Genomic DNA, 13652 nt, shown 5'->3' on the forward strand with positions numbered 1-13652 from the left:
GCACAAGCGCATCGCCCCTTTGAATGCCAGAACAGCATGCCAGAACACTTCACACACACCAGGGAATTACCATGACCAGCCCGATGTACACCCACTCTGTCCCCGTCTTCAAGCAAATGCTGGCGGCCCTGAAAACCATCCTGGCGCAGGCCGACGCACATGTTGTCGACAAATCGCTGGAGCCAGACGCATTGTTACAGGCACGCCTGTATCCGGATATGTTCCCGCTGGTCAAGCAGGTGCAGATTGCGGCCGATTTCGCGCGCGGAATCACCGCACGGCTGGCAGGCGTTGACGTTCCCGTCTTTGAAGGTAAAGAGAAGAGCTTTGCCGATCTTGACGCACTGTTGACCCGGACACTGGCTTTTCTGGATAGCGTGAACGCTGCACAATTCGAAGGCAGTGAAACGAAGGAAATCGTATTGCGTCCAGGTACGCCGAAAGAAAAGAAACTTGGCGGCCAGGCCTATCTGGCTCATTACGGCTCACCGCAATTTTTCTTTCATGTCACCACCGCCTACGCCATCTTGCGCCACAACGGGCTGGTTATCGGCAAGCGTGATTACATGGGTGCGTATTGATCGGTCACGGGTTTGGGTAAAGCGCACTGTTACCCGCAAAGTCACTCGAAAAAATCACCCGAAAAAAGCAAAAAGCCCACCATTGAAGTGGGCTTTTGTGCTTTCCGGAGAATCGGCTTTTGCTGGCTTACATCGCCACTGGCCGATCCGCCTCGAACAACTTGTCATAAGCCGCCAGCAGCGTCTGGTGCATCGCGCTGCCCTGCATGTCGGCACCAAGGGGCTCCAGCCCGAAAAAGCGTTCGCTGCGGTCCAGCAAGGCCTCGGCCTGGCGCACGCTCTCCGCGCCGTACAGCAGCACCAGGGAGCGGCGATAGTCATCCACATTGTCCAGGTTCAGCATGCTGCTGACGCAGCGATACACCAGGGCGCGCGCCGGCAGCAGGTCATTGAAGTGATGAATCCAGTCGCAGCCTTCGCGAATCGCTTCCTCGTCACCCGTGGCCAGCGCCAGCAGGGTTTTCAATTCACCGACCCGCAGCTGTTTCCATGGCGTGCCGAGCGGGATTGCCAGGCCGAGGATTTCCCATAGCGGCCGTTCGTCATTCAGGTTCATGGTCTGCAGGTCCGACAACAAGCTTGCCGCTTCTTCCTCGCTCATTTCGGACAGGCGCAGCAGGGCCGGACGGATGGCGTTGCCGACGCTATTGTTTTCCCATTCGAGATCTTCGACCGGATAGATTTCCGACATGCCCGGCACCAGGATGCGGCAGCTGTATGCGCCCTGTTCGCTGAAATCGGCGACATAGATGTCGCGGCCTTCGCCGTGTATGCAGTCGACCAGCCAGTGATAGTCTTCCTCGGTGGTATTGCTGAAGTTCCAGTCGGCGAACGGGAAGTCCGGCGTATCGCTCATGAAGTTCCAGCTGATCACACCGCTCGAATCGACGAAGTGAATTTCGAGGTTGGCCACCGCATTGATCTCGCTCATGTCGAAACCCGGCTCGGGGAAGCCCTCCAGCGAATCCAGCGCCCGTCCTTGCAGCAATTCCGTCATCGCGCGTTCCAGCGCAATCTCCAGGCGCGGATGCGCGCCGTAGCTGGAGAACACGCCCTGGTCTTTCGGATGCACCAGGGTCACGTTCATCACGGGGTAAAGTCCGCCAAGCGAAGCATCCTTGACCAGGATGCCGAAGCCAGCCTTGCGCAGTCCGCTGATGCCGGCATGAATATTCGGAAAGCGCGCGATCACCTCGTCCGGCACTTCCGGCAGGCACAGGCCCTCGCTGATGATGCGGTATTTGATGTGGCGTTCGAAGATTTCCGACAGCGCCTGGGTGCGCGCTTCCATCATGGTATTGCCGGCCGCCATGCCATTGCTGACATACAGGTTGCCAATGATATTGACCGGAATGTAGCTTTGCGAACCGTCGCGCAGGCAGGTATAGGGCAGGGCGCAGATGCCGCGCTCCACATTGCCGGAGTTCAGGTCGACCAGCACCTCGGCGTCGATGTCGCCTTCCGGATTGTAGAAATCATGCAAGGCCGGATTGAGAATTTCCTGCGGCCATTTGCCATCCTCTGTCGGCGCAAACCAGCGCTCTTGCGGGTAGTGCACGAAAGGCCGGTTGGCGCGAGTCTCGCCCAGGTAGAAATGGGTCCAGAAATAATGCGTGTTCAGGCGCTCGAAGAATTCGCCGTAGGCGCTGGCCCGCGCCGCCAGTTCCGTTGCGCCTTTGCCATTGGAGAACAGCATCGGGCAATCGTTGTCTTTCATATGGGTTGACCATATGCCATCGACCTCATGCAGCAGGGACGATTCGTTGAGCTTGAATCCGCGAGCGGCGAGCTTTCTTTGCATCGTGGCGATGGTGGATTCCAGCGAGGCGTCTTTGCCGGGTATGAAGCTTTCGGTATGCATGAGGCGATCTTTTGAAGTGGCATTGGCGTCGACGCGGATGCGCGGCGCCCGAGCGGGACGCACATGATACCGGGAGTTGGGGCGGAGGGTTCGCCGTGGTTTCATGCAAGCTTGCCAATCCGCCCCGGTCGACGGGGTACGGGTAAACTACTGCAAGAACGTTCGGTGTGCGGCGATCGGCGTGCCAGAGACCCTTCACAAGACGCGTCGCGCTCCTGGCACTGCGCCGGAGCCAGGAGACTACCCACCCGTCGGTGGGGACAGTACAACTCAGATGAAGTGCTGCGCCTTTGGGAATTCCACCTCATGCGCAGCAATCAATCCGTAGTCGAAGAGCTTCTGCGGGTGAGCGCCCATATGGTCGGCAAGCGGATGCCGGCCTACCCAGCGACGAATGCGCGAACCATCTTGTTCCCGTCACCGAAGTTGGCCGCTACGCCGAGTTCGGGTCTACTACAATTACTCCAAGGCTGGCGCGGACAAGAAGATGCCGGCGATGAGGCTTGTCTTCGGGCGCGCACCGATTGCGCTCGAAGACATCCTCTAGTCCTCCGGTACGAAACAGGAAAATGGGAGTCCCGAATGAGCAATGAGTCTTACGTTACGCTTGTGGCGCCGCAGCGTTGGAAGCTGCGGCTCTGTGGAGCGGCTGAGGCAGCCGTTGGCGCCTGCTACATCGTTCCCGATGCTCTTGCCACCTTGTTCGGTACGAGCCCGGCCATGCTCGAGCTCGCGGCGTCGCTCGCTGGGCTTGTTGTACTCGTCGGGGCCTGTCTGGCTGTCAGGTGTCGCGCCTGCGGCTTGAGCCTTGTCTGGCACGGGGTCTCGACGAAATCTGTCAACGACTGGCTCAATTGGCTGCTTGACGTTCGAACCTGCCCCCGCTGCGGGCACGAAGAACAGCCGCGTCAATGAAGAAAGACCGCCGTCCCGAGGGAGCAGCAGCCTTTAAATGTGCCACGGGGCGGCGCTAGGGGTATCAACACTCTTACCGAACGCCTAGGCCTGGAAGGGCGAAGTCCTTTTTCATATCATTCCCCGGATATGACCGGAGTTCGTCTCTACTGCTGTTTGAGGTCCATGGTCCTCGCCATATCTCCCCATCTCTTGGCGTCGGACCGCACCGTCTCGCCAAATGCGGCGCGGTCGGCCGCCAGCGGCAAGTCGCCCTGGGTGCTGAATGCTTTCACCACATCTGGCTCGCGCAGGATCGCCGAGATTTCTGCGTTCAGCTTGTCTGCAATCGCATCCGGCATGCCCTTCGGGCCGAACAGGCCGACATAGTGGCTGACCTTGAAGCTGGACAAGCCGCCTTCCGAGACGGTGGGCAAACCAGGCAACAGGGGGAATCGTTCAGCACCGGTCGTGGCAAGCGGTTTCAGGCGGCCGTCCGCGAAGTATGCGGAGACTGTGGATATGTTCGCCACGCTGAACAGTGCATCGCCGCGCATCAGTGCCAGCGCGACTTGCGAACCGGACGAGTAGGGCGAATGGGTCGCTTTGGCGCCAACCTGGTCCAGCAACATTTGTGCCGCCAAGTGCACCAGGGTACCGTTCCCGGAGGATGCAAAATTGTATTTTCCTGGATTCTGTTTGACCAGTTCCAGTAGATCCTTGACGGTCTTGCCCTGGAAGCCGGGCTCGGTGGCAATCACGAACGGCACCCGCATGAATTGCGCTACCGGTGTCATTTCCATCGGGTCATAGGGCAGGTTCTTGTAGATCACCGGGACTACCGACATCGGGCCTGTGGCCGATACCAGCAGCGTGTAGCCATCCGGTTTTGACTGGGCCACGAAGCGAGTGCCGATGGTAGACGAAGCGCCGGCCTTGAATTCGATGATGAAGGGTTGGCCGAGGCGGGCCGCAAGCTTGTCCCCCACGATACGGGCGATACTGCCCAGCGATGCGCCGGCGCTGAAGGGCACCACGATGGTGACCGGCCGCACCGGATAGTCTGCCGCTCGCGCGGGATCAAGCATGCCAATAGTGACAGCCAGCGCAGCAAGGTATTTTTTCATTGGGTCTCCTCTGTTGTCAGATAGTTTTTTGGGATCGGATGATCGGTAAATGAAACTCAGGACATGAAATAGCCGCCGTTGATGTCGAAGGTTGCACCGGTGATGAATCCGGTCTCGTCCGACGCAATGAAGGAGGCAAGGGCGGCGACCTCCTCCGGGCGGCCGATACGTCCGACCGGTATCCGCGACTTGTAATTGTCGGTAAGGCTGGAATTGAGTCTCTGTGCGAGACCGGCGTCGATGGCGCCCGGCGCGATGCAATTGACGGTGATGCCGGCACCGGCGACCTCGCCGGCGAACATTCTCGAAAATCCGATCAGGCCTGCCTTGGATGCTGAATAGTGGGCGCCGGACACAATGGAGCGCGTCCGCCCCGCAAGCGAGGCGATGTTGATGATCCGTCCCCAGCCGCGCCTGCGCATGATCGGCGCGGCACTCCGGCAAAGCAGGAAGGGCGCGGTCAGGTTAACCGCGATCACTGCCTGCCATTCATCGAGCGGCGTGTTTTCGGCGGTCAGGCTGCGTCCGTCATGCTTGGGCGAGATCCCGGCGTTGTTGACCAGGATATCAAGGCCGCCGAGCCTCTTATCCAGGTCGCGAAATAGTGCCATTACCGCAGCTTCATTGGTGATATCGCATACCTGATGCTCAACTGCGAGGCCGCGGGCGGCCAGGCCGGCGGCGGTTTTGATCACGGCGTCACTCCGGTCCAGCAATATCGTGTAATGGCCGTCCTCTGCCAAGCGGCTGGCGATCCTGGCTCCGATACCGCCGGCCGCACCGGTGATCAATGCGATGCGCTCGGTTTTCTTCTGCATGACATCTCCTGGTTGTTTAGATGAGGGCAATCGATGGGGGGGGGCGTTCGGCTCATGCCACCCGCAGCACGATTTTTCCAATGTGGGTGCTCGACTCCATTAATTCATGCGCGCTGGCGGCATCTGCCAGCGCGAATTCCCTGAAGATGACCGGCTGAATGCGGCCCGACTCCAGCAGCGGCCACACATGCTTGCGCAGCCGGGTGGCGATGTCGGCCTTGAAGCTGACCGGACGCGCGCGCAGCGTCGATCCGGTGATGGTCAGGCGCCGGCGCAGGATCTGGCCAAGGTCGACATTGGCCTCAGCGCCACCGAGCAGGGCGATGATCAACAGGCGGCCGTCATCGGCCAGCGTGCTGATTTCCCTTGCGACGTATGCGCCGCCGACCATGTCGAGAATGACGTCGACCCCTTTTCCGCCGGTCAGCGATTTTGCGATTTCGCCGAAATCCTCGGCTTTGTAGTTGATCGCTCGCTCGGCCCCGAGCGCTTCGCAGGCGCGGCATTTTTCTTCCGTTCCTGCGGTCGCGAATACCCGGTGGCCGAGCGCGCGGGCAAGCTGGATGGCGGTGACGCCGATGCCGGATGATCCACCCTGTACCAGCAGGCTTTCACCGGGCACCAGGCGGCCGCGATCGAAGACATTGCTCCAGACCGTGAAAAATGTCTCGGGCAATGATGCGGCCTGCACTGCCGTCAGGCCGTGCGGGATCGGCAGGCATTGCCGGGCTGGCGCGCAGCAATATTCGGCATATCCACCACCCGGCACCAGTGCGCAGACCATGTCGCCGATCCTGAAATCAGTACCAGCGAGGTCGCCGTCGACTATCTCGCCGGCGATTTCCAGTCCCGGCAGGTCCGATGCGCCGGGCGGCGCCGGATAGCGCCCCTGTCGTTGCACGACATCGGGCCGGTTGACGCCGGCCGCATGGACCCTGACCAGAACTTCCCCCGTTCCCGGCACTGGCCGTGGCCGCTCGCACAGCTGCAATACCTCCGGCGCGCCAGGCTGGGTGATCTCGATGGCATTCATCATGTCGCTTCTCCGAATTGCTGTGGTGTTTCAGGAAGCCAGCGGCGAGGTCACGTCCTGATACGACCATTCGGTCGAGATCCGAACATCGATAACGGTCGGCACCCGGGACGCTGTCGCCTCGGTCAGCGCGGCAGAAAATTCTTCCGGTGTGTACGCCTTGATGCCATTGCAACCCATGCTGCGGGCAATCGCAGCGTGATCAAAGTCGTGGAACTGGGCGGCGAACGGTCCGCGGATATGGGTCGACCAACCCAGCATCTGATTGTTGAAAATTACGGTGATAATGGGAATGTCGTGCTCGATTGCCGTCATCAGGCCATTCATGGTCATCGAAAAGCCGCCATCGCCGCATACCGCCACTACCGTGCGATCCGGATGAACCAGTTTTGCCGCCAGCGCCGACGGAATCGCATACCCCATGGGGCCGGCTCCTGCCGCCTGCAGGAAGCCACCGGCCTTGCGGGTCTGGTAGAAGTGCATCATGAAAATGCGGTTCTCGCCGGCGTCGCAGGTCACGATCGCATCATCCGGCAGGGCTTTTCCCATTTCGGCGATGATCCGCTGCGGCAGCATTGGCAACGAGCCAGAGCTGTACTCGGGCGAGTTGAAATATCCATGTTCGGCGCGATAGGCAGCGACGCGATTTGCCCCGCTGCCCGAAGCTCCGATCCCTTCTGCCATGCGATCAAGCACATGCCCGGCATCGCCGATGAGGACGTGTTCCGCCGGGAAAGACCACGAGGCATTGCGCGGCTCGACGTCCACCTGGATGAACACCTGGCGGGTGGGGTCGAGCAGGGCAGTGTTTTCCCGCACGGTGTCCGAGGCCGTGAGCTTGGAACCGATCACCAGCACCAGGTCTGCTTGCGCAACGCAGGCATTGGCAGCCGGCAGTCCGAAGGTTCCGAACACGCCCAGCGCGCGCGGGTCGGTCTCGGCAAACACGCCCTTGCCGGATGGCGTGGTCACTACGGGTATGTCCGCTCGTTCGGCAAGGCGCTTGAGTTGTTCATAGGCATTTGCGATACGCACGCCGTTGCCCGCGATGATGACCGGGCGCTTGGCTGCAGCCAGCGCTTGCACCGCGGCCTGCAAGCGGGCTTCGTCCACGCACAGCATCTGCGGCGGGACATACCACTGGGTGGGGTACAGGTTTGGCTGGCTATCGGTTGTCACGTGGCCGTTGAAGGCGGAGACGCTGAACAGCACGGCGACCGGGCCCGGCTGGCCTGCCAGTGCGTGCTTGATCGCAAGCTGGGTCGCATGCACGGCTTCGGCCGGCCGGTGCGCCTCCATCACCTGCTTGGTCACGCCGCTGAAACTGCGGCGCGCATCCCAGCCGCCATAGTCGCCGGTACCTGACTGGTACGGCGCGTGCAACGACAGTCCGGGGGTATCGCTGAAATCGGTGAGCAGCAGCATGGGTGAACTGGACAGGTGCGCCTCTATCGTACCGAGCAGGCCATTGCCAAGCACCCACGGGCCCTGGCCGATCACAACCCCCGGACGACGGGTCAGGCGGCCGTAGACCTCGGCCATCACGCTTGCCAGCGACTCTTCGCGCACCAGAATGGTCCGTATCGTGTCCTGGTAGTCGGCCATCGCCGCCCAGATGTGCCCCGAATGGCCGCCGGCTATGCCGAACACCATCTCGATTCCAGCCTCCTCCAGCACGCGGCCGATGCCGTGGCCTGCGCTGACATTTTTTTCAAACAGCTTGTTGACTGCCATGGAAAATGCTCCAGGTTGTGGCCCGGGTGCGGGCCTGGAAGGGCGAGCGAACCCACTGGCCGCATGGCCAGCAGGGGGAATTCGCTCCCGAACCGTTTGTTGTGAAAGCGGAAGCCGCGCGGCTACGCTACGCGGGTTCCATCTGGTGATGACCTGCGGGGCGGCGGCCAGCCCCGGTTTGCTCAGTTGTTCCTGGGCAGGTTGGCAGCCTTGATCAGCTTGCCCATTTCTTCCACATCCCGGAGCAGCAGCTTGTTGTATTCCTCGCCGGTGAGATTGACCGGATCGACGCCGATGTTCTTGTATGCAGCCAGCAGCCGCGGCGAGTTCATTGCAGTCCTGACCGCCGCCTGCAGGCGGGCCAGCACCTCGGCCGGCGATCCTTTTGGCACCGCCAGTCCTACCCACGCATCCATCGCGACCGGGTAGCCGGATTCCCTGATGGTGGGCACATCCGGAAACTCCGGCCAGCGGACCTGGCCGGCCGACGCCAGCAGGCGCAGCTTGCCGGTCTTGATGTAACCCATCACGTCGGATGGATTCGGAACGATGACTTCCACCTGTCCGCCCATCAGCGCTGCCATGGTGTCGGGGCCGGATTTGTAGGAGACCTGCTCGAACTTGGCACCGGTTTTCTGGCCCAGGTCGAACATCACCAGGCTGTTGGGCGTCGACGGCGAGCCGAAGAAAATTGACTTGCCTGCCTTGGCTGCCTCGACCAGGTCGCGCATGGACTTGTAGGGCGAGTCGGCCCGTACCACCACGCCATAGCGGAAGCGGCCGTAGCCAGCTATGAAGTCGAAATCCTTGAGCGTGTAGGGGGTGCTCATCAGGTGCGGCGCGATCGTCAGCGCGGAGGAAGACATTACGGCGACCTGGTATCCGTCCGGCTTCTGGCGCGCCAGGTAGGCCGGGCCGAGCGTGCCCAATGCGCCAGGCTTGTTGGTGACCACTACCGGCTTGCCGAGTTCGGCTTCCATCTCGCGCGCCAGTTCGCGGGTCATCAGGTCGGTCACACCGCCTGGTCCGAAATTGACGATCACGTTCACTTCCTTTTCGGGGAAGCCGGCAGCGTGCGCGCTGCTGGTGATGATGCCTGCCATGGCGGCAATGCCGGTCATGACGGCGAAACTGGCGAGCCTGCGGATCTTGTTCACGGTTTGGTCTCCTTTGTGTTCATGTTTTTTTGTATGCTGGGGCCACGGCTGCGACGCTAGGGCATGTAAAAGCCGCCATTGATGTCGAGCACCGCGCCGTTGATGAAGCCGGCTTCTTCCGATGCCAGGAAGGCGATCGATGCCGCCACTTCTTCGGCTGTGCCGAGCCGCCGCACGGGTACCTGTTGCGCATGCAACTGGTTGGCTTCCGGTCCGGACAACATTGCCATGTCAGTCAGGATCCGGCCCGGCGCGATGGCATTTGCCGTAATGCCGAATGGCCCCATTTCGCCAGCGATGGCTCGGGTCAGTGCCAGTACCCCGGCTTTCGAAGACATGTAGCTGGCGCCGGCCGCGATCGATTTGGTCCTGCCAGCGAGCGAAGAAACATTGACGATGCGTCCCCAATTGCCGGCTTGCATGCCAGGCAGGAAGGCTTGCGCAATCTTGAGGACGGCAGTCAGGTTTACCGCGAGTACCTGTTGCCACTCCTGGTCGTCGATTTCCAGTATGCCAGCCGAGCGCCCGTTCGCTTTCTTCGGAGAGATAGCCGCATTGTTGACAACGATAGCGACATCGCCCCATCGTTTCCTGATCTCGTCGCGCAGCGCGGAGATGGCGGCATGGTCGGTCACGTCCACGCTCGCGGACCACAGGTTCTGGTTGACCGGGCTGCCAGCGGACGAAGTTGGATCGATCGTCGCGCGGTCCACTGCGACCACTCGGTAACCTTTTTCAAGCAACAGATTGGTCGTGGCGCGGCCAATGCCGCGTGCAGCGCCTGTGACCAGCGCGATCCGGGCCGGTTCAATTTTCATCATGGTGTCCTTGGCTGCATTTGTCAGCGGTCCGGACGGCGTCTTCAATGACCGCCAGGACCGCATGAATTATGGTTTCAGTCGCAGGGACAGATCCAATGATTTATCGTGAACGATCCATAAAAATTGACTAATATTGCGACGCACAAAAATCTGCTGTTCACTGGAATACTGCGGTCGCTGCGCCCAGGATGGCGTCGACCAGGACTTCGTCCTTGCGGCTTTCCAGTGCGACGAAAGACAGTTCGGCCTGTAGGGGGAAATCCCGTATCGCCACCATGCCATTGGCCTGCGATTCGCGCAAAGCCACCAGGTCACGTGCCAGCGACAAGCCGATGCCGGAACGGACCATGTCCAGCATTGACGCCTCCACATTTGCTTCTGCGGCGATATGGGGTTTGACGCCATGCGCGCCAAACCTTTCGGTCAGCATGCGGTTATGGACCGAATGCGGATGCGACCAGATCCAGGGTAGGGCGGCCAGTTCTGCCCAGCCCTTGTTGGCCACTCTGTCTTTCCACTGCTTGGGAGCGATCACGTAATAGGAAATCGTCGCCAGCGGAATGGCATGAAATGTCGGCATCGAGGCATCTTGATCGATCTCGCCCAGATAGAAGCCGGCGTCCAGCTTGCCGTTGGCAATCTGCTCAAGCGTCCAGCCGGACATGCCGTGATGCAGCTTGGTGCGCACCTGCGGATGCATTTCCACCAGTCGCTGCAGCAAGGCACCAAGCCGGGTGACCTCCGGGTCCAGGCTGGTGCCGATCGACAGTTCGCCGCGCAGGCTGGACTGCATGCGGCCCGCCCGTAGCTGCAGTTGGCTGACAGCGGCCAGTACCCGCTCTGCTTGTTGCAGGATTTCGGCGCCATCTGGTGTCAGGGTCAGGCCACGTCCGGTGCGGACGAAAAGCGTCAGGCCGAGACTTTGCTGGAAATTCCTGAGCTGGACACTGACGGCTGGCTGGGTAAGATGCAGGCGGCTGGCTGCACGGGTCAGGTTGCCTTCGCGGGCAACTGCAACGAAAGCGCGAATGTGCTGGAGATCCATGCGGAAAACATAGCACGACATCGGCAGGACTGCGATCATCCGCGTACGCTGATACGAAAATCTTTTATCGGCTGCGCCGTGCAAATGGACGGCGGCAGCAGCAACACCGACAACAAAGAAAATCAAGGAGGAGATGGCTTATGGAATGCAGTCTGGCAGGGCGTCGCGCACTGGTAACGGGTGCAGGTAGCGGAATCGGCCGCGCAATCGCAATGGAGTTGGCCGCCAGCGGCGCCGATGTCTGTGTCCTGGACCTGGACGAAGCGGGACTTCAGGAAACTGTCGTCGCCATAGAGAAGCTGGGCCGACTGGTGGTCCCGCTGCGGCACGACACCGGTTGCGACTCGGTGATCGGTGCAGTCCGGAAGGTGGAGTTGACGCCGGGATTCGGCAATATCGACCTGCTGGTCAACAATGCCGGCATTTCACCCAAGGTCGGGGGGCGCAAGCGGATGTGCTGGGAAACACCGCCCGATGAATGGCGCAAGGTGGTCGATGTCAACCTGAACGGTTACTTCTACCTGATGAGCGCGGTCCTGCCCGGCATGATCGAGCGGCGCAAAGGGGCAATCGTGAACATCAGTTCGATGGCGGCTCATCGTTTTTCGATTGTCGCTGGTGTGCACTATTGCGCATCGAAGTCGGCAGTGGTCGGTCTCACGCGCCAAGTTGCCGGAGAAGTTGCGCCCTACGGCATCCGGGTCAATTGCATTTCCCCGGGACGCATCGAAACCGGGATGGCAGCCGAAGTCGGCGCCGCCATGAATGAAGAGATCAGGCAAGCCACGCCCATCGGTCGCCTGGGCATTCCCGACGACATCGCGCAGACCGCCTGTTTCCTGCTGTCGGAGAACGCTGGTTTTATCACTGGGCAGACCCTGGCCGTCGCCGGTGGCCGGGGCCTCTGAACGAAAAGGGACCGGTAATTAGCGACTTGCCAAGGCCTCATGGGCCTGGACGAGCGTGGCGAGGATGTCCAGGCGGTCTCCGTCTGGAGTGCCAGGTTCAGGATCTGCTTCCATCAAGGCCGAAATTTCCTTGAGGGTGGCTTTGTAGTCTGCTTCGGTGTGGATGGGGCGGATGTCCATGTTCAGCTCCGTGGCCACTCAGGCCATTTCAACGGTTTCTGCGTCAATTTCGTCGGAAAGTCTGGCATTCGGCGAGCATGCTTGGTTACGGATTCGCTCTGAACAGGGTCGGTTTGCCCAAAAAAATGCCGCAGGCGTTTTGGCCTGCGGCTAATTCCACTAGAGAATGGAGGAGACGTATCAATCTTAATCCAGCCTCATCGAAAAGTAATCGAATCTTCCGGAATATGCATATGTGCCTGGCGCGGGTTCAGATAATCGAATTCTTGCGAAGCGCTGAAATCGCTTCCGGCGAAAGCTTCAATTCATTCATCAGCACTTCTTCCGTGTGCTCGCCCAACCCTGGCGGGGCGCGGTCATAGACAACCGGGCTGGCGGACAGCTTGACCGGATTGCCTGCCATCCTGACCTGGCCCATTTTTTCATCGGGCATGGAAACCACCATCTCCCTTGCATCCACTTGCGGATGCCCTTCCAGGTCGGACACGGTATTGATCGGGCCCGCCGGAATGTTCGCCATGTCGAGCAGATCGAGCCAATGTTTGCTCGGGGCAGATTGCAATACCGCCGACATCAGGGGGATCAGCGTGGCCTGGTTGTCGACGCGTCCGCCGTTGGTGACATACAGGGGATTGGTGGCCCATTCCGGATGGCCGAGCACCCTGGACAAGCGAACGAACTGGGCGTCGCTCATGGTGGCGATGATGATGTGGCGGTCCGCGGTCGGGAACACGCCATGCGGACACGCGCTTGGATGGTCGTTTGCCTGCTGGATCGCGACGCCGCTGTTGAACCACGCCGAAAATACATTCAGCATCATCGCGACCTGGCAATCGAACAGCGCGACGTCAACGCACTGGCCACGTCCGGTCGTATGCCGGAAGTTCAGCGCAGCGAGTATCCCGATCACTGCGGTCAGTCCCGCGGAAAAGTCCGCGATCGGCAAGCCCGCCCGTGTGGGTCCGCTGCCCGGCTTGCCGGTGACCGACATCACGCCCGACATGCCTTGCATCAGGAAGTCGTAGCCAGCCCGGTCGCGATAGGGGCCGGTTTGTCCGAAGCCCGTGACCGAGCAATAGATCAGGCGTGGATTGATCTCAGAAAGGGCCTGGTAATCAAGCCCGTATTTTTCCAGCGTTCCCGGCCGGAAGTTCTCGAGCAGGACGTCGGCATTGGCGACCAGGTCGCGCACCAGGGCTGCGCCTTCGGGCTGTGCAAAGTCGACGGTAATGGATCGCTTGCCGCGATTCACCGTGGGGAAGTACGTTGCCTCTTTCAGCTCCTTGCCGTCCTTGTCCTTGAGCCATGGCGGGCCAAGGTGGCGGACGTCATCGCCAATGTCGGGACGTTCCACCTTGATCACGTCGGCGCCGAGATCGGCCAGGATCTGCCCTGCAAGCGGACCGGCGATCACGCGCGTCAGGTCTATCACTTTCAGGCCTGCAATGGCTCCGTGCTGAACTGTCATGTGAACTGCCTCGATTCAAGAAAAG

At 60.7% G+C, this 13652-nt stretch carries 11 protein-coding genes and 1 pseudogene; 2 read left to right on the top strand and 10 right to left on the bottom strand.

Translation table 11 applies throughout. From position 1 onward, the window contains the following. Positions 1-71 precede the first annotated feature (71 nt). Entirely contained in the window at positions 72-581 is a 510-nt protein-coding gene (locus tag FVE66_RS05190; protein WP_151446274.1) for a DUF1993 domain-containing protein, read from the top strand. A 127-nt stretch (positions 582-708) separates the two neighbouring features. Here the strand turns inward: FVE66_RS05190 and ycaO are convergent, their stop codons facing one another. From ycaO to FVE66_RS05230, 8 genes are all read right to left on the bottom strand, one after another. Beyond that, entirely contained in the window at positions 709-2442 is a 1734-nt protein-coding gene (gene ycaO, locus FVE66_RS05195) for a 30S ribosomal protein S12 methylthiotransferase accessory factor YcaO (protein ID WP_151446275.1), read from the bottom strand. Positions 2443-3503: 1061 nt separating this feature from the next. After that, entirely contained in the window at positions 3504-4463 is a 960-nt protein-coding gene (locus FVE66_RS05200; RefSeq protein WP_151446276.1) for a Bug family tripartite tricarboxylate transporter substrate binding protein, read from the bottom strand. A gap of 56 nt (positions 4464-4519) precedes the next feature. Beyond that, entirely contained in the window at positions 4520-5281 is a 762-nt protein-coding gene (locus FVE66_RS05205) for an SDR family oxidoreductase (protein ID WP_151446277.1), read from the bottom strand. Between the two features lie 52 nt (positions 5282-5333). Beyond that, positions 5334-6314, bottom strand: coding sequence for an NAD(P)H-quinone oxidoreductase (locus FVE66_RS05210; protein ID WP_151446434.1), 981 nt, complete (start codon positions 6312-6314; stop codon positions 5334-5336). Positions 6315-6344: 30 nt separating this feature from the next. Further along, positions 6345-8048, bottom strand: coding sequence for a thiamine pyrophosphate-binding protein (locus tag FVE66_RS05215; protein ID WP_151446278.1), 1704 nt, complete (start codon positions 8046-8048; stop codon positions 6345-6347). Between the two features lie 182 nt (positions 8049-8230). Continuing rightward, positions 8231-9169 carry a tripartite tricarboxylate transporter substrate binding protein gene (locus FVE66_RS05220; RefSeq protein WP_421829142.1) on the bottom strand — a complete coding sequence of 313 codons (939 nt, stop codon included), beginning with the start codon at positions 9167-9169 and terminating at the stop codon, positions 8231-8233. Between the two features lie 92 nt (positions 9170-9261). Then, entirely contained in the window at positions 9262-10017 is a 756-nt protein-coding gene (gene fabG / locus FVE66_RS05225; RefSeq protein WP_151446436.1) for a 3-oxoacyl-ACP reductase FabG, read from the bottom strand. A gap of 166 nt (positions 10018-10183) precedes the next feature. After that, positions 10184-11071 (bottom strand): LysR family transcriptional regulator, encoded by an 888-nt coding sequence (locus tag FVE66_RS05230; protein ID WP_151446437.1) that lies wholly within the window; start codon positions 11069-11071, stop codon positions 10184-10186. Between the two features lie 140 nt (positions 11072-11211). Here FVE66_RS05230 and FVE66_RS05235 point away from each other — a divergent pair, with 140 nt between their 5' ends. After that, a complete protein-coding gene (locus FVE66_RS05235) occupies positions 11212-11979 on the top strand; it encodes an SDR family NAD(P)-dependent oxidoreductase (protein WP_151446279.1) in 768 nt (255 codons plus the stop codon). 33 nt (positions 11980-12012) lie between these two features. Here FVE66_RS05235 and FVE66_RS05240 read toward each other — a convergent pair. Both FVE66_RS05240 and FVE66_RS05245 read right to left on the bottom strand, forming a co-directional pair. After that, a pseudogene (locus FVE66_RS05240) lies at positions 12013-12159 on the bottom strand (transcriptional regulator); the annotation flags it as partial. 250 nt (positions 12160-12409) lie between these two features. Beyond that, positions 12410-13627 carry a CaiB/BaiF CoA transferase family protein gene (locus tag FVE66_RS05245; RefSeq protein WP_151446280.1) on the bottom strand — a complete coding sequence of 406 codons (1218 nt, stop codon included), beginning with the start codon at positions 13625-13627 and terminating at the stop codon, positions 12410-12412. Positions 13628-13652: the final 25 nt, after the last annotated feature.

The sequence above is a fragment of the Lacisediminimonas profundi genome, from assembly GCF_008831265.1.
GTDB classification, from domain to species: domain Bacteria; phylum Pseudomonadota; class Gammaproteobacteria; order Burkholderiales; family Burkholderiaceae_D; genus Lacisediminimonas; species Lacisediminimonas profundi.